This is a genomic window from Pseudorhizobium halotolerans (genome assembly GCF_902153235.2).
Classification (GTDB): domain Bacteria; phylum Pseudomonadota; class Alphaproteobacteria; order Rhizobiales; family Rhizobiaceae; genus Neorhizobium; species Neorhizobium flavum.
Genome location: NZ_CABFWE030000011.1, coordinates 22,740 through 43,942, shown reverse-complemented (window position 1 = coordinate 43,942; position 21,203 = coordinate 22,740). Strand labels below are relative to the sequence as shown.

The window sequence follows — 21,203 nt, the reverse complement described above, 5'->3', positions numbered from 1 at the left end:
ATATTCACGGTAAGTTGCTGAGGGTCTCTCGTCGGGCGAAGCTCTCCCGCGCTGCCTCTCGGACAAGCCGCGGCGGACAGCCTGTCCTGTATCGCGCTGGCTTCTTGACCTTTGCTGATGTGTCGTTCCTCTGAGGCGGTTGGTATTCCTGGCCGGATGCGGAAATGATTTCCGCATCCAGTTCTTCCTGCGCCAGGTTGGCGGACGTAAGCCTGGTCGTTCCCGGCCGGCCTGGAGCGACAGCTCTGGCTGCCATCGCCATCACCTCCATCCGGGATCCGGAACGGGAGAAGCTTTCAGCTTCCTCTGCCATTCGTGCCTCTGCGACATCGTCTGGAAGATTGGCGGAGCGTCCGTCGTGGACTGGTTCCTGAAGTGCCAAAGCACCCCCTCGACGACTGGAATTCCGTCTGCGAAGTAGTTTGCCGCGTTGGCCTTCTCGACCAGCGTCGCGCAGCCGGCCCAGGATCAGGGCGGGCAATGGGCGATCGATCAGAGCCGACATCCGCCGACCAGCCGTGCAGCCTTCAGGAAGGGGAATAGAAACGAGGTACGGCTTGGGGGCAGTATAGAGGTGCTCAACCCGGATCCCACCACGCGCAGAGATGTAGAGCGTGAAGCCAGATAGGGGATAATCAGGACCCCAGCCCGCAAGGTCGATGACGGTATCATTGATCGATCCTGGCGCCGCCGCGAGCTCCGCCCACACGTCGGCCGTTTGACGCGCTTCCCGCACTGGCTCGGAGCGTGCATTGGACTCTGCGATGGCTTGTGCGAAGTTGTGAGTCATCCGTAACCCTCTCTTACGAGGGCGGAATTCGGCGCCTGGATGCCGACGAAGAACCGCCCGTTTGCTGATCCAACTTATGCCTGACACCACCTTCGGTCGATAGGTCCGGCGCGGAACACGCTGGACGCGCGGGACACGCGCGGATAAAATGCAACTTCAAGAGGTGCGCACGTCAGCTCTACACGTCGGCTCCAGCCACTAAGACGTGCCGATTATTAGGCTATCCTTCACCTTACGAATTTGGGCACCGTTAGGAGATTGACTGTAGGACGTTTGGCAGAAGGAGAGCCCTATGCGAGACCAGGTTTCAGACGAAAAAGGCGTGCCGTTTGATTGGCAGGCTGCGATGCGGTCAATGAAGACGAGCGATCCGAACGATCCCGACGCTGACGGATACCAGGAATTCTACATGTGGCGCGAGATTCTGATCGAGAACGTCCGCAGAGGTATTACGACACCCGACGAAGCGGAGAAGATCGTTGAAGCTCGGAAGGCATCGCCTTTGCGCAGGATCCCTGAAGGGATCGATCGATTCAGCCCTGAGATGAGGCTTTGGACGCCTGAGATGTTGCTCGCATGGATAGCTGCACGCGATCCTGCGGACGTCCATCGCCACTTTCCCTCATCCTATGAGGGTGTCCATGTCTGGACCGAAAGCTTGTACAGGTATTCGGTAGAGACGCAAAAATCCGTTCTAAGGGCCGCGCGGAGCGTACCGCCAAGCACCTTTGAAAGCGGCTCTACTCCTCAGGAGTTGCGAGAGGTCTCCGGCATAGTCCGACCCGGCTATCAACTTCACGAGTTGCGAGAAGTCTTTTATCCGGACGGCTACCACGGTTTTGACGGCGAGCAGAAGGATTTCCCCGATCTCCAGGCCGTCTTCCCGGAGCTCCGGACGCACCTTGAACGGGGCACGATTGAAGCAACCGGCCTACCGCAGGCTAAAGGCGAACCTTATGAGATCGACAAGAGGCTTTGGGGGTATGCGGCCTTCAACGTAACTCGAGCGTTGGGAGGCGTCCTTTCGCTGAACGGTGTCGATCAATACCACCGGGTGAAATTCAAAGCATCGGGAGTTCTGATGGCGTACCCCCCGAAGCCAGGAATCCACCTGTCTAGGATTACTGTGCAGCGGTGGACGCAGATGATCCAGACCGATGGAGATTACAAGGAAAAGATCCTTCGAAAGTTGCAGGAGAAATATCCCGACGGTCTTCCCTTCACGAAGACGGTCAAAGAGCGCGATGAGCTGATCCGTCAGGCTCTGGATGAAAGCCATCTTGAGCGATGGAGGCCTACCCATGATGCCGCTCGCGATCTCGACAACTTCCGAAAGGCTATGGACAGAATCGTCAAACCCTATCTTGAGGAGGATGCGGTAGAGATCTTCAGATTCTCCTGAAGGTAGGTGACCAATAGCCAGTAATGCGATTCAGCTGCAAACGGCGTGATAAGGAGTAATGGGGGGAAGACACACCTCAACGACAGGACGTCGTTTGCACGAAGCTGCCAGGGCAACTGGGCGAAATCGCCGCGACGCTGGGGCAAGAGTGGTCCGTTGGCACGGTTGATGTCAGCATCATGTCAGTCAACGAGATGCTGCTTCGGGCGAAACGGGAAGCGTCCGCTCGGCTGGCGGATCATCAGGTTTCGGAAGACCTTGTCACTCTCATGTAGCCGAGGCCCCCCACTCAGTGCCTTCAGCCTCATCCTAAACCGGCTAGACGGCCCGCATATCCCGCCGACTTGACTGGACAGCATGGATGGTTAGCCACAGAGCATCCTTCCGAAATCATACGGCCTCTCCCTCGCCTCATCGTCAACCCGCTGCAGACCTACCTTCCCTTCTTGAACGCCTGAGACCGGCCACCGGAGAGGCAGGCAACAGAACTCAAACGGCGTTTGGATGGGAATCGCGAGTTCAATGTTCAGAATCGAAAGGTCGCAATCCGGAATCGAATCTTTCTGATTCGGAATCGCCTCAGGGTAAATTGAGACGACCTACCTCGATTTGCAGGCAACGCGTCCTCAGTTGCCAGCGACGCATATCGCTTCATGTCCGGCGAAGGTGGTTTGAATCGAGCGGTCGAAGCTATACCTTCGCCGGCTGGTTGGGAGGTGGGGGCAGCGGTGCGCGCAAGGTGCACCAGGGCAATCCCAGGGATCGGCCTTCTTCAGTCGCGGATCAAAGGCTCGGCATGCGGCATCCTTCCGCCCTGTACAACCAGCGCCCTCACCTGCTCGCCATCAAGCACAGGATGCTCATTCAGCTCGCGGGCGACATTCAGGAGTCCTCGTTCGTCCGGGAGTATGGTCGTCGCCGGCTCTATCTCTGCCTCCTTGATCGTCGCGTGCTACAGTCAGCACGCGCGGGCTCCTCAGCGAGTCCCCGACTAGCACGAGAGCGGATAGGCCGCGGATTGTCAGCCACGAGTGGTGCGTCGCGTGCTAATGGAAGGTCAACACGGTTTCTCAACATCATCATGACCGGCTGCCGACCGGCTCGATCGTCGGCAGACCTACGGACGGACCAACTGCACGAGTAAGTGGAATTCTCCCTATTCGGAAAACCCCGAAATTGCATCTTCCACGGCAAGCGCGGCGCCTAGAAGACGATCGTCATTGTTGGCAAGGCCGGACAGCAACAGACCCACTGGCATGCCCGCATCTCCGAAGCCACACGGTAAGGATACCCCGCACCAGTCGAAGAAGTTGCCGATCAAGGTATTGCGTAGTGTTTTCGCATTCGTCTTCACGAACGCGTCGTCGTCCTCGAGCAGCGGCGCGATAACGGGCGCGACATGCGGCAATGTCGGGGAGACTAACAGCTCGTCGACACCGATCTCGTTGGACAGTTCGGCGATCATGCGGTTCCGCGCCGAAAGGATCTCGACATACTTAGGCATCGTCGTGTTTTCGCCGAGACGGGCCCGCGCCACCACCCTGCGGTCGATTTCCGCAGCATCCGGGCCAGTGAGCCGCATGCGGTGTAGGGCAAAGGCCTCTGCAGAGACCAGCGGCCCATGGCTAGCCATCAATGCGAACAACTCCGAGAACAGCGAAAAGCGGGCGCGGCGGATCTGTGCACCGCGCCTAACCAAGCGTTCGACGGCGGCTTCGAATGCCGCATTTACGCCTCCCTCCGCCTCATCAAAGAAGATTGTCTCTGGAATGACGAGCTTCATGCCCCGCAGATCGGCGCGCACCGCCAGGGGCGTCGTCTGTCCCCGCATGGCGGCATCGACCCAAATTGCATCCGAGACAGTGCGGCATAGGGGACCGAGGGAATCGAGACTGCGCGACAGCGGATAGACGCCTTCCATGGAATAGCGGCCGCGAGTGGCCTTGTATCCCACCACCCCGTTGAATGCGGCTGGAATGCGGATTGAGCCGCCGGTGTCGGTTCCAATGGCGACGGGCACGAGACCGGCCGCCACCGCCACTCCCGCGCCGGACGACGAGCCGCCCGGCAGGCGCGGCGTGTCCCCCGAATGTGGATTAACCGGGGTCCCGTAATGCGGGTTCAGCCCCAAACCCGAAAAAGCAAACTCGCTCATATTGGTACGCCCGACCGCAACCATCCCAGCCGCGCGGAGATTAGTGACGACTGTGGCATCGGCCCCCGCCGGCGCTTCCCGAGCTAGTACCCGCGAGCCTGCCGTTGTGACGACACCTTCGAGATCGAACAGGTCCTTCCATGCCACGGGTATACCCTCGAGACAGCCGAGGGACCGGCCGCTGCGCAATCGCCGACGGGAAGCCTGCGCCTCCGCCAGTGCCCGATCCCGAGTAATGCAGGTGAAGATGGCCGGATCCTGATGCCCTTCTATAGCATCCAAAGTCCGTTCCGCCAGTTCAATCGGATCCAGTTTACCGCCCTGGATTTGCACCGCCAATTGCGCAAGGGATTGTCCGCCTTTTTTCATCTTTTTTCCAATGTCTTGCAGTTGAAATGCGCGTTCCAGCAAGCCGGCTGCTGTGTTCTGGCCGCATGGCCGCCCGGGTCCGTACCGCGTCAGATTGCATGCGCCGCGATGACGGCCGTCGCGATGGTGGCGATACTCTGCTTCGAATCCATTGATCGTTCGCGCAGCCGTTTGTAGGCTTCCGCTTCGGTGATCGAACGCGTCTCCACCAAAATCTGCACCGCCTGCTCGATTGTGCGGCGGGCCTTTAAGGTTTCGTCAAGCGATGCGACACGCTTCTTCAGCCGCATCTCATGGCGGGCAAGGCTCACGGCCGTCGTCAGCACGGCCAGCACGCCGAAGAGACGGATTGGTTTCGATAAGACACCATGAACATGGAGCCTCTCCAGCTCCTGAAGGATTTCCGGGGTTTCGAAGCTGATGATACCGACCCGCGCTATGTTGTCGGCAGTGGCCATCCAGGCCAGCGCACCCCTATCGTGAATCCGGTTTACGACGAACAGAACGACATTAACCTGTTCCGGCAGGCTGGCCGGCGCCGGCCAGACGCTTTCTACCTGACATCCGATCCGCCGAAGATGGGCGAGAAACATTTCGCGCTCGCCGTCGTCGGGATGAATTACAAGGACGCGCATCCGCCGTAAGCGGCGTAGCAAGTTGTCGCTTCTCTCCGTCAGGTCTTCTGTCATTAAGACATCCGCTCCGAAACGGTTCGGTCATAGCTAACGAGATAAGGGTCCGGCGCGACGACGGTCGCGCTTCGCCATAGGATTTCAAATTGCCCGGAACGGGTGCTTCTTCCGATCATCGGACGCAGAGTAGCATGGTTGGTCTGAGTATCTAGGAAGACGTCGCCACCAGGACTCTTGAAGACGGAACCGGAAAGCGAGGATAACAGGGCGTCGGTCTCGTCGCCTCCAGCCTGCCGTGCGGCATCCGCGAGCATGTGAACTTGCCAGTAAGGCACCTCACTGTAGACTCCCGGCTCGCAGTCCTTGCCGAAACGGGCCAGATATGCAGCGCGAAACGTTTCGTTCAACGGTGTTCTTAGCGTCGAAAAATAGGAGGCAGCCGAGATGTGGCCCGCCCGCGCCTCGGGACGCATGCACGCTATTTCGGATTCTGTCGCTGTCAGCGAGGCAATTGGCAGTGCTTGCCCATCCAGACCAACATCGCAGAAGGCGTTGTACAGCGTCACGCTGTCTTGTCCCACCACTGTCGATATTATCGCATCAACTTGGCCGGGTTCGAGCCGCGAGAGCACGACTTGAAAATGATCGTCGCTAGCACCGATAGGGAGGTAAACCTCTTGTGTGACCTTGCCGTCGCTTCCGGCCAGGAACTCCTTGACGATGCGATTGACCTCTCTGGCATACAAGGTTTCCGAACCGATAAGAGCGATGCGTCGGCCCTCATTTTGGTAGAGATAGTCCAGTAGCGGCAAAACCACCTGGTTGGGAACGGCGCCACCATAGATCACATTGGGGGAATATTCGAAACCCTCGTAAACAGAGGGGTAGAAGAGAATGCCGTTGAAGCGCTCTACAACCGGTAGCACTGCCTTTCGGCTGGTGGAAAGGCAGGCTCCGAAGATTACGTTAACCCGGTGCTTAACGAGCAGCTCCGTCGCCAGCGCCGCATATTTTTCGTCTGATCCCGCTGGATCAAGAATAATCGGATCTATCATCCGGCCCTGTATGCCGCCAGCGCGGTTGATCTCCTCGCAAGCGAGTAGAACACCCTTTAGATGCGCATTCTCCGTCACCCCCATCATACCCGACTGCGAAAACAGAACCCCGATCTTCATCGCATCCTTGCTCACTGCAATTCAGCTCCCCTCAACCGCATGTCGATCATCTTGGCGATTGCTAGAAGCTCCTCGTCTCTTCCGGGGCGTCCCATTAGCATCATGCCCACTGGTAGGCCGGGGACGGGCACTGGAATCGAGATAGAGGGAAGTCCGGCGAGATTTCCCATCCAGCAGAACCAGGTCATGCTGTCCTGCGTGGTGATACGTCGTCCCCCGAACTCCTGCCAGCTCTCATCCTGCCTCGGCGCAACCACCGGCAGCGTCGGCAGAACCAGCGCGTCCCATTCTCCAAGTCCATTCAGAAGCCGCGTCGTAAACGATGCCCTGATGGACTGAGCATGGAGATATTCTTCGGCAGTGAGGAAGCGGCCCGCCTCCAGATGCGCTCTCGTCACCGGATCGAATGCCTCAGGCATTTCGCTGAGGCGCTGTTTGTGGAACGCCGTCGCCTCGCAATGCATGATCGCCTCCCACGCGGCGAAATAGCTGCTCAGTTGAGACAATTGCTCTGTTGAAACGGACATCCCGCTGCGTGACAACGCCCAGGTCACCTCCGCATCGACCTCATCCGACCTTTCAAGGCCGGGGCCGCATAGGGCCAACAGCCGTGGTTCAGCCGCAGGCGCTGTCACGGCGCGCGCTTTCAGTGCTCCAAAGGTCGCCGGATCAGATGGGTCGCTGCCGAGGAGATGGGGAAGCAAGAGTTCGAGATCCGCAAACTCTCGCGTGATAGGTCCTGGCGCGTCGAGCGACCAGCTTAGTGCCAGGATGCCGTCGCGCGAAGCACGGCCATAAGTCGGCTTGAAACCGTATACTCCGCATGCTGCCGCTGGAATACGGATTGAACCGCCGGTATCGCTTCCGAGTGCCGCGCCGACGATTCCCCCGGCGACTGCTGCCGCCGAACCGCCGCTGCTGCCGCCCGTAATACGCGTCCTGTCACACGGATTGGCCGTGGGCCCAAAGGAAGACGTGCTGTTTGTGGCACCGTATGCCCACTCATGCATATTGGTCTTGCCAAAGATCACCGCGCCCGCCCGCCGGAGATTGGCGACAAGCCGCGCATCTCGCGTGCCGTCATCAACGACGCCAGTTCGAGAACAGGCGGTGGTGGGGAAACCCGCGGTGAAGAAGTTGTCCTTGACGGCGATGGGGATGCCGTCAATGGGGCTGAGCGGTCGGCCGGCATCGCGCCTCGCTCGCGCGGCTTTTGCCTGTGACATCACAGCATCTTCGTCCAGCGCCACAAAGGCGTTGAGATCCGCCATTACCCGGGCCTTGTCTAGTGCCCGCGCCGCGAGCGAGACGGCCGTTTCGCTCCCGTTCGTTAGCGATCCGACTTGGCCCGCAACACTTTCATGACTGTTGTTCATCGAAAGCCTCCGGCCGAAAAATATGAGCAGGTTCGTTCGTCTCGGCGCCGTCAAAGCGCGCCAATCCGGCTCGGATACGTTTGAGAGTCGCAGCAATTCGACCTGCACGGTCCGGACTCGAGGGATGATTTTTTTCCATGTCAGACTCCCAACAATTCTTGCTGAAGGGCCTTGTCGTTCCGAAGACTTTCTCGATCTGTCTCCAACCGGATCGCTCCCTTCTCCATGACATAGGCTCGGTTCGAGATCGAAAGACAGAAATCGAGATCCTGCTCGGCCACCAGAACGGAAATGTTCCGCTCCTGGTTTATCCGCTTCAGAATGCCCGCCATCTCATCGATGATAGACGGCTGGACGCCCTCCGTCGGCTCGTCCAGCAAAAGGATGGAGGGGCGGATTGCCAAGGCGCGCGCGAGAGCGAGAATCTGCTGCTGCCCACCCGAGAGACCCCCGGCTAGATCCTGCGCCTTAGGTTTGAGCATCGGGAAGTCGACGAACGCCTCCTCAACAGCACGTTTGCCGGGATGCCCGTTAGCTTCCGCGGCCACGGCAATATTTTCCGTCACCGTCATCCTCGGAAAGACGTAGCGACCTTGCGGAACATAACCTAGCCCCTTCTGCGCTCGTTTGGCTGGTGTCGGGGGCGCGGGTTGACCATCGATCTCGACGGCGCCTTTCATCGCTGGGATCAGCCCGGTGGCAAAACGCATCAGGGTGGATTTGCCGACGCCGTTGCGACCAAGAAGAGCGACGATCTCTCCCGGGTTAACCTCGATCGATACATCACGGATGATGATTGTCTTGCCGTAACCGCCGGTCGCGTCCACGATCTTAAACATGCTGTCGTCTCCCCAGATAGATATCGAGGACACGCTCGTCTGCACGCAGAGTCTCGATATCTCCTTCAGCAAAGACCGCCCCCTGGTGGAGCAGTGTCACATGACCGTCTAGCGTCCGCACAAATTCCATGTCGTGCTCCACAACGATGACGGTGGTGAACTTTGCCAGGGTCCGCACGAGCTGAGACAGCTCACGAGTTTCCTCGTTGGTCATGCCGGCCGCTGGTTCGTCCAGCAGCACGACGCGCGGCGCCAAGCACAGGACCATGCCGATATCCAACCATTGCTGCTGACCGTGCGAAAGCGCCGAGCCCCTCACATCGGCCTGTCCTTCGAGCCCCAGCATCGTCAGGACCTTTTCCGCGATCGCACTCGCCTTCCGACGGTCGCCCACCCGGGCATAACAGGCGATCCAGAGGTTTTCTCGCACCGATAAGTCACCGAAGACTTGAGGTTTCTGGTTTTTCACGCCCATGCCCGCATGCACGCGTTGGAAGACCGGTGCACGGGTGATGTCCAGGCCACCGATGGCGAGCGATCCTTTTTCCGGCCGGTAGACGCCTACGCAGGTCTTGAGGAAGGAGCTTTTGCCGGCACCATTCGGGCCGATCAGCGAGAATGGCTTCCCGGGTCTAAATTCCAGCGAAACGTCGTTGACCGGGACTACGCCACCAAATTTCTTATAGAGATGCTCTGTCTTCAGAACCTTGGCGCGACCGGCCTGGCGCTCGGCTTCGACCAGAATGGTCTCAAGCTCCTGCGGAACGATCGCGACCGGACCGGCTGCGCGAGCGGCGGCATCGGGATCAGGCAGCCTCGCCGCCCAAAGTTTTGCCATGGTCCCTACGATGCCGTTCTTCAGAAACAGAACGAGCAAGATGAGCATGGCACCGAGGATAAGTGTCGTCTGCCCACCGACGGCGCCGCCGCCCAACCAGAACGATAGTCCCCCAATCAGCAGCGCGCCGACGAACGGACCTGCCAATGTTCCTAGCCCGCCGACAAGCACATAGATCGGCACCAGCAAGGCTTCCTGAACGGAAAAGATAGACGGATTGAGATAGTTGGCCCAACCGGCGAACAGAGCCCCCGCCAGACCCGCCAGCCCGCCCGACCACGCGAAGGTAAGCAGCTGATACTTGCGAACGTCATACCCAAGAAGCTCGGTCTTCTGGATATCAAGACGGATGCTATCCACGATTTTGCCGAACGTGCTTCCCATCAGGCCGCGCGTCGCGAAGAAGGCGACGGCTGAGACGATAACGACCAGGATCAGCCCGTCACCCGGCCCAAGCGTCTCGGCCTCCGGGCCAAAGCCTAAGATATATCCAGGAATGTTCGACATTCCGTTGTCGCCGCCAATGACCGCCGAGCCGATTTCAATTTTGAAGGACTGGCTGACTGACCATAGCAGCAGCGTGAACGTGTAGGACAGGATAGTACTCTGCAGCGGCCCCATGCGCGCGTAGAAGATCACCCATGCCAGCGCAGCGGCAACCGCTGCGCCAAACAGGGTGCCGGCGGGCAGCGTCCACAGCAGAGAATGCCCCGTCACTGCTGACAGGTTGATTGCGACGATGCTGCCCACATAGCCGCCGAGACCATAGAACGCGGTCTGAGCTAAGCTCAGAAAACCGCCCCGGCCCCAGACGACGTCGAGGCTCATCCCCAACAGACCGAAGATGACCCAGGAAGTCGCGACATAGGCGAGATAGGGATCGATGACCTTGGCGAGGAGTAGCGCAAGAACAACGGCCAGTAGGGGAAAGATTAGTCCGGCGCGATGATAGAGCTTTTGTGAAACGGTCATAGGACGCCTCAAACCTTACGGCGCCAGTTGGCCGAGATTCCAATCGGAAAAAGCCAGAGCAGGGCGGCGGTAACAAGGAAGAAGAAGATGTCGCCGGCGACCGATGTCAGGAAGCTGGCAGTGATTGAGGCCCCGCCACCCAGTCCGATGGCCGTGAGCACAGAACCGGTTAGCGTGACCGGTCCGGCCACGACGACAGCAAGGAACGCCTTGATGACAAAAGCGAATCCCATCGAGGGAGTTGCCGGAACGATGGGAAGCAGCACCGCACCGGCAAAACCAGCCAGACCGCAGCCGATCGAGAAAGTCAGCGTGTTCACTCGAGAGGACTCGATGCCGATGGCCTGCGCCATGGCGGGCTGCTGGATCGACGCGCGCGCCTTCATTCCGTAAACTGTCTTTGTCATCAGCAGATAGATGAAGCTGCCGGCGAGCGCCGCGACTACGATCATCAGCAGTGGATAGCCAGCAAGGCTATAGTCGCCGATCCGGATGCTGTATTGCGGCATGCCGATACCGGGCGTCACGGTCCCAAAAACCAGCACCGCGAGCTGATAGAATACGATGCTGATGCCCCAGGTGGCCAGCATCGTGTCGAAGATACGACCGTAAAGCCGCCGGATGATTAGAAATTCCACCACCGCACCGATCGCCATGGTCACGGCCACCGCCACAGGGATCGCAAAAATGAAGGGAATGCCCATCTGCGTCGCCGTCAACGCCGAATAGGCTCCGATCATAAGGAACTCCCCATGCGCGAGGTTGATCACTCCCATCAGGCCGAACACGACGGCGAGGCCGATGGTTGCGATTAGCAGGATGGACGCGCTGGAAAGTGACGACAGCAACACTGTCGCCAGATAATCGATACCCATTAAATCCTCCTGGGCCGGAACAAGCATGAAGAGGGCCTTGCGGCGCGAGAGCCCGCTCCAACGGTCATCGTTGCGATGACCGTTGGAATATCTGCGCCAGTAGGCGAAGCTAGGCTTCGGCCAACTGAACTTCTCGATTTGGCGGGATCAGTTGGTTTCTGGTGTGAAGTGCTCAACTAGGTCGGGGTTCGCCACGAGGTCGCATTTCTCGTTCTCGAACACCGGCGCAACATCGTTGATCGTTTCGAGAATGTTGAAGCTGTGCTTGTCGTCACCCTCGGCGATGTAGATGTTTTGGCGTAGATGATGCGAGCCGGGTTCCAGCTTCACCGTGCCATTAGGCGCATCGAAGGTGAGGTTGCTTTCGAGCGCGGCGATTACCTTATCAGCATCGGCCGACTGCGCTTTCTTTACGGCTTCCGCCCACAGGTGTACGGCATTCCAGGTATCTACGGCTTCGGAGATGATCGGCTCCTTGGCACCGTACTTGGCATGCCACATCTTGACGAATTCCGCATTGGTGGGATTGTCGACCACCTCGAAATAACCTTGGTTGGCAATCAACCCCTTGCCCGCTGCGGGCGAAACAACAACCTGCTGGTTACCCGAACCGTAATTGGTCGAGACGAGGCCGATGCTGTCTTTGAGACCGGCGGCGGCAAACTGCTCAAGGAAGCCCGTCTGGTTTGCTCCAACCGGCAAAGCCACCACAAAATCGGGCTTTGCCGCCTGGATTTTCTGGATGGTAGGCGCGTAGTCCGTCACCGTTAGCGCGAGGATGTCTTCGCCGACAACCTCGGCGCCGTGCTGCTTGGCATACTCATGCACCCAGTGGGCCGAAATGGTTCCGAAATTGTAGTCGGGAGCCATGATAAATATCTTCTTGCCGTACTTCTTCACCGCCCAGTCGACCAAGACAGAAAGCTGCTGCGAGGCGGATGGACCCGTCGCGAAGGTCTGCTTGTCGCAAGCGCCACCTTCATAGAGAGCAGGATAGAAGTAAGGAATATTGGCCTTGCGAATAACCGGACGAACCGCCTCCCGGGCTGAACTGGTCAAGCCTGCGAAGAGCGCGTCGATCTTGTCTCTCAGGATCGCCGTGTTCGCATATTGAGTGTACTTCGAATCCTGTGATTGGGCGTCATAGGTGACGACCGACACCGGCTCTCCCAACAGCCCGCCGCTGGCATTGATTGAATCGACAGCAAGCTGCAGCGCGTTGGTCTGCTGAATCCCATAAATATTCAGGGAACCCGTTAGGTCGAAAATTGCGCCGATCTTGGTTTCGGCATGAGCTGCAGAGGCACCAAGCAGCGCAGACGCTGCGATTACGATCTGACGTGCGGAAATTTTTCTCATAGTTGATGTTCCCTATCTCTGGAGCAGAGCCGAACATCAATCTTGTGTAGGAGGCAACGCAATGCGATTCACAAGACCGTATGTCCAGCTAAGTCGCATTGGATTTTGCGTGCTTCGTCGCACATGATTAAGCTATCTCCGCGACATCATCTTGTCAACACCGCCGCGAAGCGTGCCTTGCTCAGGTTCCGTCGTATTTAGCAGCGAGGCTGGTGACAGCCGCCTTGGCTAGATGAACGGCAGCCCGCGACGGGTGTTCTTCTTCATAGGGATCGTGTCGCTCCCGAACGACGATTCCTGAGCAAACGGCGTGATAAGGAGTAATGGGGGGAATACGCACACAAAATAGCTCACCGGCGTTTGCTGCAGCCTACCAGGAGGTCGCGATCGTCGCTCGCGATCACGGTATCGCTGGCGGCGACTGTCAACGTCAGTGGCGTCGATCCTCTGCCCCACCGAGATGGCGCTTCGGCCGGAAGGGGAAGAGCCCACTCGCATACTTCGCGACCAGGTCCTCGAAGACCTCCTCGCTCTCGCGGACACTGAAGCGCTGCCGCTCCAGGCCTTCGACCACCTCATCCCGCAGCCGGTCCAGGACCGCCCGCACATCCCGCCGTCTTGTCTGGACGCCATGGATCGTCAGCCACAGCAACATTCTTGCCACGTCATCCCTGGAAGGTCTGCGCTTCTCCCTCGCCTGATCACGAACCCGCTGCTGGCGGACCAGCTGCTCCACATTCCGTTGTTTTCGAGATTTCCGGCTCATCTGCCTGCTCCTGTTAGAGCTTCAGGCTGGCCGACGGTGATGCAAGGGACAAAGAGGCCAAACGACGTTTCTCCAGGGATCGCCGATCCGGCATTTGGAAACGAAGGTTGACAATCTGGAATCGAACCTTCCTGGTACGGAATCGCGTGAGGGTAAATTGAGATGACCTATCTTGATTAGCAGGCGATGTTCCCTGAGTTGCCGTCAATCAAACCGCGTCGTCATCCATTTCTGGCGATCTGCAACACCTCTTCGAAGGCGCATTTTTGCGTGACCGCAACAGCGTTTCAGCCGGGCGTTGCCTTATCGGGGCGGCAGCAGGAATCGCCTTTTCTGGATCAGGAATCGAGCTTTCGGCATTTGGAATCTTCCGGGCGCCGGTCGGAATCGGCCTTCCCGTGTTCGGCAACGCTGATTCAGGGAACGGACCTTGATATCCCCTGCCGCTGCTAGTGGCGGCGCTCCGTAACCAGCGCTCTCACCTGCTCGCCGTCGAGCACGCGATGCTCGTTCAGCTCCCGTGCGACATTCAGCAGCGTTTCCTCGTTGTCCCGGAGCAGGGTCATCGCCGTCGCCATCGCTGCCTCAAGGCGTGCATTCACGCGCTCCATGAGCTGCGGGTTGTAGAGGAGCGCGTCAGAGCCCTCAGGCGGCCGGTAGAGAAGCGGCCTGTCCCTGGATACGCCGAGGCTGGTCTCCGCGTCGACCGCCAACGCCGTCGCTCGCGCCAGATCGCTTTCGGGATTGCCGCCAGACCCGACGAGGACTGCATCGAAGAGAATGGTCTCAGCCGCACGCCCGGCCAGCATACAGGCCATCAAGCGCATCAGCCCCTCCTCGACCTGCAGGACCTCCTGGTTTACACGGGCCAGCACCTTGCCGCCCTGGGGCGTGCCGATCATCACCGTCTCGACGTCGCCGACGTCGAGCAGGATGTAGGCAACGGCGTGACCGGCTTCATGAACCGCCATGCGCCAGCGAAGCGCGTCGGAGACTTGATCGGCCCGATCCCGCAGAGCCTCCTCGATATCATTCCACGCTATCGGACGGCCCGCCCGGCTTGCACGCCTGCGCACCTCCCGGACAAGCCTCTCGATGTCTGCACCGGTACGTCCGGTTGCGAGCAGCGCCAGAGGGCGCAGGGATCGCAACCAGTTGGCTTCTGTTCTGGTCTCAGTCATGGGCGGGACCTTTCTGTTCTTCTACGAGCGAACCAGTCACAGGTGTGGTTGGAACGGCTTTAGGTAGAGTATCGGCGAGCTTCTCAGCTTTTCTCGGCGAGGTGGCGGCTGGTGCGGATTTCAGAACGGCGGCAAGATCATCTCCGAGATGATGGACGAGGATGCCGACCATCGCGTCGGTGTCTGGCGGCGAAATGACGACATGCTTCTCCAGCCGTCCCGACCGCAGCAGCGCAGGATCGATCTTGTCCGGAAGATTGGTGGCTCCCACGACGATGACACCTTCCGTCTTCGCTGCACCGTCGAGCAGCTCGAGAAGCCTGTTGATCAGGGATGCCCAGTAGTCATCATATTGCTTTCCGGTGTTTGTGCCGCGGCTGCCGATATTGTCCAGCTCGTCGATGAAGAGAATGCAGGGGGCCCTCCTCGTCGCCGACGCGAATGTTCCCGTGATGGATTTCAGCACATCGCCCAGATAGCCCGGCTCGAGCCATGTCGCGACCGAGGTTGCGACCAGCGGCACCTGCAGCGTATTGCAGAGTGCCCGTGCAAAGGTCGTCTTGCCCGTGCCAGGCGGACCGGACAGCAAAAGACGTGTGCTCATTTCCGACCAGTCGAGCTGCCCCTCCCGCCAGAGGTTCAGGTCTTCCTTCAGATCGAGCGCCCACTGCCGCGCCTCGCCGTAGCCGGTGAGCTTCTCGACACGCAGCGGTCGCCGGGGTGGCCGGGGCTTGAGGCACTTACTCGTCCCCTGCCCTTCCACTTCCGTGACCTCCAGCGGCTCCGGCTCGATCACCTCCCCCGCCAGGGCACCTGCCTTCCCTTTACCCGCCGCGCCTGATCTGCCTGTCGAGGACAGTCCTTCGGTCCAGCTTTCCTCGCCGTCCTCTTCCTTGACGCTGCCGCGGTTTCTCTCCGCGAGCTCGCCAAGCAGGCGGATGACCTCCGCAACATGCCTCCCCGGCCGAACTGCCAGCGCCAGGTCATCGAGGCCGAGGCCTGCGGGATCGAGCTTCATGCCTTCCATGACCTTCAGGGACCGCTTCGGCGCGATGCCAAGGCAGAGCAGCAGGAGTTCGGCGATAAGCTCCCGGTCGATTGGCTGACCGACGAGAGCCAGATCAGGTGTCCGCGCTACCAGCGGAAGTGCGGTGCCCGGTGCCTCGTCGGCAGTAACCAGTGGCCGGTCTGCCGCAATCAGGGCATCCGCGATGTAGCGCCGCAGGGACGGCTCGTTCGCCTTCCGCGCCTCCTGGCCCGACAGCGTAGCGATCTTCCGATGCGGGCGCGAACGCCACTTCTCGTTATAGCGGCCGGAAATCCCCGGGCCTTTCATCACGTCGGACAGGACGCATCGAGACGGGATGATCAGACCCTCCTCGAGCTGCATGCCGAAACGGCGCTCGAACTGACTGACCGGAACGCTAATGGAGAGGAAGGGTGACGAGCGGCGCAAAACCTTGAGAAGGGCCTGAACATCATCGATGCTGTTTCCTACAGCTCGAGCCACCAGCAGTACCACGGCCACCTGAACCGCGTTTGGCCTCGGCAGATGTTCGCGAAGCAGCGCCAGCAACCGGATCGTTGCCAGCCGGCGTTCTCGATCGGCCACTCCATCTTTGTCCGAGGCTCCTGCGGTAGAAGGCTCGCCATCACAGATGTCCTGCAGCACCCGGACGACAGGGTGTTCGCTCTGATGGCTGAAGTCGTACATCTCCGTCTCGTCGGGAGGTGCGATCGGCCTTGCCCGTTGAAGTGCCCTGGCAACCGCTGCTCGATCCTTGTCCGGATCACCGGTCAGGAGGGCCATGGCAGCGTCGGTGATGCTCCAGGCGGTTCCACTGTCCTCGCTGTCATCGACGAACCGAGACGTCAGCAGCTCCACGACGGCGGCGCTCTCGTAGAGGTCCAGCACGGCCCGCCGACGGATACGCCTGAGGAGATAGCGGCCGATGCGATCGGTGACGGTTTCCATTACATCCCCTCCCCGTCGCTGGGGGCCCAACCGAAATTATGTAGATGGCCGTTCCCCTCGAGCCAGTCGCGGACCACCCGTGCAGTCGGATCACCCTGGTCGCAGAGTTCGAGCAGCCACTTGCGCATCTGCGGTGGCAGCGACGTCAGCGAGCGGCCCTTGCGCCGGGCAAAGCGGATGGCTGTGCCGATGACGGTCTCGGCGAACTCCTGCTGTGCCTCGGAGGAGGCTCCGCCCGGTGGTGTTGCCATGGCCAGGGCGATAGCTTGCGCAGCCGGCGCAGGTTCGTGGGAAGGAATGGCTTCGTTCAGACGGACGGAGCGCGGTTCAGCGCCGGTGGCTCCATGATGGGGGAATGCGATGATGTTCGATGTCTTCACGGCAGACGTCTCCCTTGCGACCGGCCCAAGGGGGGCGGCGCGATCATGTCTCAGTCATTGTGGGTTCGGGTATGGACGAGCTTGCGGGCTATCCTGTCCTGGCGATCGGGATGCGGGCAAAGCCGAAGCGGACGACCCCTTCGGGCGCTGGACCGGCATCGGCGTCGGGCGGACCTGCGACAGGCGTCTCATTCGCCTGAGGCGGCGAGGCAGCGGTTGCAGACACTCCCCTGCTCTCGCCGCGACCTGTTACCTGCTGGAGCGCCTGCTTCCAGTTCTGCTCGATCCGGTCGCGGAACGCCTGCTGGAGAGACTTCATCATCTCGCCTGCACCCGCAACTTCCAGCAGGTGATCGAGATGCGAAAGTGGCCATACACCACCTTCGATATCTGTCCGCTGGTTCTCGGCATTGAGGATGACGACGCGGACGTCCTCCGCGACCAGCCGGCGGTGTTCCTTGTAGAGCAGGTCTGGCACGATCAGCGACGCCGCCAGCATGCGGGTCTTCAGATCGGTGATCCGAGACGTCTCATACGAGTTGAGGCTCCGCTTGACGTCCACGACATGCGCTACATGCGTTTTGCGGTTGAGGACGATGAGGTCGGGCGTATAGCTCTTCCGTCCACTGCAGTCGGCGTCGAGCGTCAGCGACCGGTATTGAGCGGGTCGGTTCATCTCCACCAGCTCGACGGCAGCCTTGCTCACCGGCAGCCGGATATTCTGCGTCAGCACCACGAGGTCGGGATTGAACCCGGCGAGCATGGCGATGCCGCGCTCGAGCAGCCGCCCCTCATGCGATGGAACGGATCGTACGATGGTCCCGACAGTATCGAGGCTGGTGTTCAGCCCAGTCGCGATCGCGTCGACAGAGAAGACGGCATGCGCGAGCTCCTCAACGAGCGCATCGAAGCGAGGCCTCACCTCGTCAGTGTCGATGCGGTGGGTATAGGTGGGCGTGTCTGCCTGCGGCAGCTTGGTGATGGTCATCTATGTCTCCTGGATATGATCGAAACCGACAGCCACACAGGACGAGCGCCGTCATCGAAGGGGAAATTATTTCCGCATCCGGCACACTAGAACGGGGCTGATCGCTGGTTCGATTGCTGGTCGCTACCGGGGAATGGCACGAACCGGTCGCGTGCGGAGGCCGAGGCTCGCATGGAAGCGAGCAGCCATCTGCACCCGGTACGGCACCGGGGCGATGACGTCGGTTTCAACAGGAGATGGTGGAGACATGGCTTCCCCGTTGTGCGGGGAGAGGTTAAGGGTCGACATAGCCCAAGGCCTTTCACAGGAAGGTTGCGGGTCAGGCCCTCGTTGGTGTTGGAAGCACCGGCGGGGGCCGCTAAGTGCCTGCTGCGACTTCAGTTTCAGCTGACGAATGATACCTAGTCCGGAACAGACCCTGCAGCAAGTCGACAGAACGCATCCGGAACGGGAGAGCTCGCGTATGGTTAACGGGGCACGTTTGCCTTTGCAGTGATGAGTTCGATCTCGTGAAATGCACTTCTATTAGTATGCCAGTCATAGACTTAGGTCGTTGGACAAAGTGCGCTTTCACCTTACAGATCTCTATAAGAGTGCCCACACTTCCGCGCGTAGACTTTTGACGTTCCTTGCCGGGTGCCGCTGCACTTCCAGCATTTGGTAAAAGCCGTCAGTAAGTCAGCCGCCGGAGCACGGCATCATTTGCCCGTTGCAGAATGTTCCGTCGCGCAGGGTTGGCGCTAGAGAGCACAAGTTGGCCGCGGCCAACTCCGCGCCACAATGCAAAACGCCACCGTTATGAACCCTCATTGGCATTGCTGCCGAATCGTGTAATCCTGCAAACGATATTTTTGCGCTTGTCGGTCTAAAAGCGTATCGACAAGGAGAGCCGATGTTGCAGGAAAATAACGATTTGCGGATTAAACGCTCTTCTGACGCTCGCATAGCGAATCACGCAAAGCGGCTGTCGGAGCAACTTCAGATGTTAAGCGAAAGGATGTTTCCTCCGACCGCTCAGAAGTCCTTGAGGACCTTTTCGTCCACAGAGGCAGCCGCTCTGGTTGGTGTATCGGATGGTTTCCTGAGGGCCCTTTCCCTGGAGGGTAAAGGTCCCTCGCCTGATCTTTCTGATAGCGGTCGTCGGTCTTATTCTCTGGCACAGGTCAATGAGCTTCGCCAGTACATGGCGGCCGCGAAACCAAAGGACGCGGTCAACTACCTCCCTCATCGTCGTCGCGGCGAAAAACTTCAGACGATTGCTGTAGCGAATTTCAAGGGCGGCTCAGCAAAAACGACGACGACGATCTATCTTGCTCAGTACCTTGCTCTGCATGGCTATCGCGTGCTGGCTGTAGATCTGGATCCTCAGGCTTCGCTGACATCGCTTTTCGGCATCCAACCTGAGTTCGATCTCGGTGATGGCGACACGCTTTATGGGGCCATCAGGTATGATGACAAGAAGCGCCCCCTGAAGGATATCATTCGCAAGACTTATTTCGACGGTTTGGATTTGGTTCCTGGCAACCTTGAACTGATGGAATTTGAGCACGACACCCCGACTGCCATCCACCAGCGCAAGACTGGCGCTCAAGAGATCTTTTTCAGACGTGTAGGTCTCGCACTAGCTTCGGTCGAAGATGACTACGACATAGTCGTCATCGATTGCCCACCACAGCTTGGTTACCTGACGCTTGGTGCTGTTTGTGCTGCCACTGCTCTACTGATCACGATCCACCCGCAGATGGTGGACGTCGCGTCGATGTCGCAGTTCCTTTTAATGACCTCTGACCTTATGTCGGTAGTTAGAGATTTCGGCGGCGAGTTGAACCATGACTTCATCCGCTATGTGGTGACGAGGCATGAACCCAGCGATGGGCCACAGGCTCAGATTGTGGGCATGTTGAGGAGCCTATTTGGAGAGGAAGTCCTAACATCCACCGCAGTGAAGTCGACAGCCATCGCAGATGCGGGGCTCACAAAACAGACTCTGTATGAACTGCCGAAGGGTCAAATTTCTCGGAAGACCTACGATCGGGCGGTCGAAGCGATCGACGCGGTGAATTCCGAAATTCTCGCAGAGGTCCAGAAGGTTTGGGAGAGATCATGAGCCGTAGAGACAAGCTTGCGGGTATCTTCAGCGACGCTGCCGCCGAGACTACGCAGAAGTTGGCCGCGGCCAACTCTGAACCAACCCTCAAGGAAAACTACAGGGTTCTGGCGGGTCCAGTTCGCTCAATGAGTTTGTCACTTGATCGAATGGATCAGGAAGCCAAGGCTCTAAGCGAAGCGCTCCAGAGCGGCGAAAAAGTCGTAGAGCTCGATCCTGAGCTGATCGAAGTCTCGTTCGTCAGAGACCGCTTAGACGGCAGACTGACCCTTCAGGATGACTTAGTACGATCAATTGAAGAGAACGGTCAGGAAGTTCCGATCTTGGTCCGCCACAACCCGTCAGCCGATGGTCGCTTCCAGGTTGCCTACGGTCATCGACGATTAGCAGCATGTCGACTGCTAAAGCGGAAGGTGAGGGCCGTGATCAGGCCTTTATCAGACGATGAACTCGTTATCGCTCAAGGTATCGAGAACACAGCTCGAAGGGATCTTTCCTACATCGAGCGGGCGACATTTGCTTTGAACCTCGAGGGCAGGGGATTTCCCCGTGACGTTATCATGCGGGCGCTCTCGACGGATAAGACCGAGCTGTCCAAGATGCTGTCCGTAGCCAAGAGCATTCCGGCCGACGTTATCTGCGCTATTGGAGCCGCCCCAGCTGCTGGTCGTCGTCGTTGGATGGAGCTGGCTGCGAAGCTTGAGGACGCGAATATGCTCAAAAAGGCCGATGCAAGCATTCAAAAGGCCGGCTTTAGCGAGATGGATAGCGATCAACGGTTCGTTCGGTTACTGGCAGAACTGACGAATACTACGAACACTGATGATGCAGCAGATGCTTGGGCTCCCGCGGATAAATCAGTCACCGTTGCCTCGAAGTCGAAGGCGAAGGCCTTCATGATCGAGCTGACGGACAAGAACGCGAAGCCCTTTGGCGAATGGATCAAGACCAATCTGGATGACCTCTACGAGGCGTTCAGGAAATCGGAAAAGAATCGAGGAGACTAGAACCGCAAAAGAAAAAG

At 59.1% G+C, this 21,203-nt stretch carries 17 protein-coding genes; 3 read left to right on the top strand and 14 right to left on the bottom strand.

From position 1 onward, the window contains the following. Positions 1 to 4: 4 nt before the first annotated feature. Positions 5 to 790 (bottom strand): hypothetical protein, encoded by a 786-nt coding sequence (locus FN060_RS15585; RefSeq protein ID WP_142588911.1) that lies wholly within the window; start codon positions 788 to 790, stop codon positions 5 to 7. A 292-nt stretch (positions 791 to 1,082) separates the two neighbouring features. Here FN060_RS15585 and FN060_RS15580 point away from each other — a divergent pair, with 292 nt between their 5' ends. After that, complete coding sequence (locus FN060_RS15580; RefSeq protein WP_142588910.1) at positions 1,083 to 2,192, top strand: hypothetical protein; 1,110 nt, start codon at positions 1,083 to 1,085, stop codon at positions 2,190 to 2,192. A gap of 1,156 nt (positions 2,193 to 3,348) precedes the next feature. Here FN060_RS15580 and FN060_RS15575 read toward each other — a convergent pair. The 13 genes from FN060_RS15575 to FN060_RS15515 form a co-directional block, all read right to left on the bottom strand. Further along, positions 3,349 to 4,716 carry an amidase gene (locus FN060_RS15575; protein WP_142588909.1) on the bottom strand — a complete coding sequence of 456 codons (1,368 nt, stop codon included), beginning with the start codon at positions 4,714 to 4,716 and terminating at the stop codon, positions 3,349 to 3,351. Between the two features lie 89 nt (positions 4,717 to 4,805). Next, the gene (locus tag FN060_RS15570; protein ID WP_142588908.1) at positions 4,806 to 5,405 is read right to left on the bottom strand and encodes an ANTAR domain-containing response regulator; all 600 of its coding nucleotides are present in this window, start codon (positions 5,403 to 5,405) and stop codon (positions 4,806 to 4,808) included. Next, on the bottom strand, positions 5,405 to 6,538 hold the full coding sequence (locus tag FN060_RS15565) for a transporter substrate-binding domain-containing protein (protein WP_210310811.1): 1,134 nt from the start codon (positions 6,536 to 6,538) through the stop codon (positions 5,405 to 5,407). The genes FN060_RS15570 and FN060_RS15565 overlap by 1 nt, the downstream gene beginning before the upstream one ends. After that, on the bottom strand, positions 6,535 to 7,899 hold the full coding sequence (locus tag FN060_RS15560; protein ID WP_142588907.1) for an amidase: 1,365 nt from the start codon (positions 7,897 to 7,899) through the stop codon (positions 6,535 to 6,537). The genes FN060_RS15565 and FN060_RS15560 overlap by 4 nt, the downstream gene beginning before the upstream one ends. 140 nt (positions 7,900 to 8,039) lie before the next feature. Beyond that, positions 8,040 to 8,726, bottom strand: a complete 687-nt coding sequence (locus FN060_RS15555) for an ABC transporter ATP-binding protein (RefSeq protein ID WP_210310810.1) — start codon at positions 8,724 to 8,726, stop codon at positions 8,040 to 8,042. 4 nt (positions 8,727 to 8,730) lie between these two features. Then, positions 8,731 to 10,548, bottom strand: coding sequence for a branched-chain amino acid ABC transporter ATP-binding protein/permease (locus FN060_RS15550; protein WP_142588906.1), 1,818 nt, complete (start codon positions 10,546 to 10,548; stop codon positions 8,731 to 8,733). Positions 10,549 to 10,556: 8 nt separating this feature from the next. Beyond that, a complete protein-coding gene (locus FN060_RS15545) occupies positions 10,557 to 11,423 on the bottom strand; it encodes an ABC transporter permease subunit (protein WP_142588905.1) in 867 nt (288 codons plus the stop codon). Positions 11,424 to 11,570: 147 nt separating this feature from the next. Beyond that, on the bottom strand, positions 11,571 to 12,782 hold the full coding sequence (locus FN060_RS15540; protein ID WP_142588904.1) for an urea ABC transporter substrate-binding protein: 1,212 nt from the start codon (positions 12,780 to 12,782) through the stop codon (positions 11,571 to 11,573). A 430-nt stretch (positions 12,783 to 13,212) separates the two neighbouring features. Further along, positions 13,213 to 13,548 (bottom strand): hypothetical protein, encoded by a 336-nt coding sequence (locus FN060_RS15535; protein ID WP_142588903.1) that lies wholly within the window; start codon positions 13,546 to 13,548, stop codon positions 13,213 to 13,215. Positions 13,549 to 13,997: 449 nt separating this feature from the next. Then, positions 13,998 to 14,729: an FtsH/Yme1/Tma family ATP-dependent metallopeptidase gene (locus tag FN060_RS15530; protein ID WP_142588902.1), complete on the bottom strand. Its 732-nt coding sequence runs from the start codon at positions 14,727 to 14,729 to the stop codon at positions 13,998 to 14,000. Next, positions 14,722 to 16,704, bottom strand: coding sequence for an AAA family ATPase (locus tag FN060_RS15525; protein ID WP_142588901.1), 1,983 nt, complete (start codon positions 16,702 to 16,704; stop codon positions 14,722 to 14,724). The genes FN060_RS15530 and FN060_RS15525 overlap by 8 nt, the downstream gene beginning before the upstream one ends. Further along, the gene (locus FN060_RS15520; RefSeq protein WP_142588900.1) at positions 16,704 to 17,084 is read right to left on the bottom strand and encodes a hypothetical protein; all 381 of its coding nucleotides are present in this window, start codon (positions 17,082 to 17,084) and stop codon (positions 16,704 to 16,706) included. The genes FN060_RS15525 and FN060_RS15520 overlap by 1 nt, the downstream gene beginning before the upstream one ends. An 88-nt stretch (positions 17,085 to 17,172) precedes the next feature. After that, the gene (locus FN060_RS15515; protein WP_142588899.1) at positions 17,173 to 18,072 is read right to left on the bottom strand and encodes a hypothetical protein; all 900 of its coding nucleotides are present in this window, start codon (positions 18,070 to 18,072) and stop codon (positions 17,173 to 17,175) included. Between the two features lie 892 nt (positions 18,073 to 18,964). Here FN060_RS15515 and repA point away from each other — a divergent pair. Together repA and repB are read left to right on the top strand one after the other, a co-directional pair. Further along, the gene (gene repA, locus FN060_RS15510; protein ID WP_142588898.1) at positions 18,965 to 20,179 is read left to right on the top strand and encodes a plasmid partitioning protein RepA; all 1,215 of its coding nucleotides are present in this window, start codon (positions 18,965 to 18,967) and stop codon (positions 20,177 to 20,179) included. Then, positions 20,176 to 21,186, top strand: a complete 1,011-nt coding sequence (repB, locus tag FN060_RS15505; protein ID WP_142588897.1) for a plasmid partitioning protein RepB — start codon at positions 20,176 to 20,178, stop codon at positions 21,184 to 21,186. Before repA ends, repB begins: the two co-directional genes overlap by 4 nt. The last annotated feature ends 17 nt before the right edge of the window (positions 21,187 to 21,203 follow it).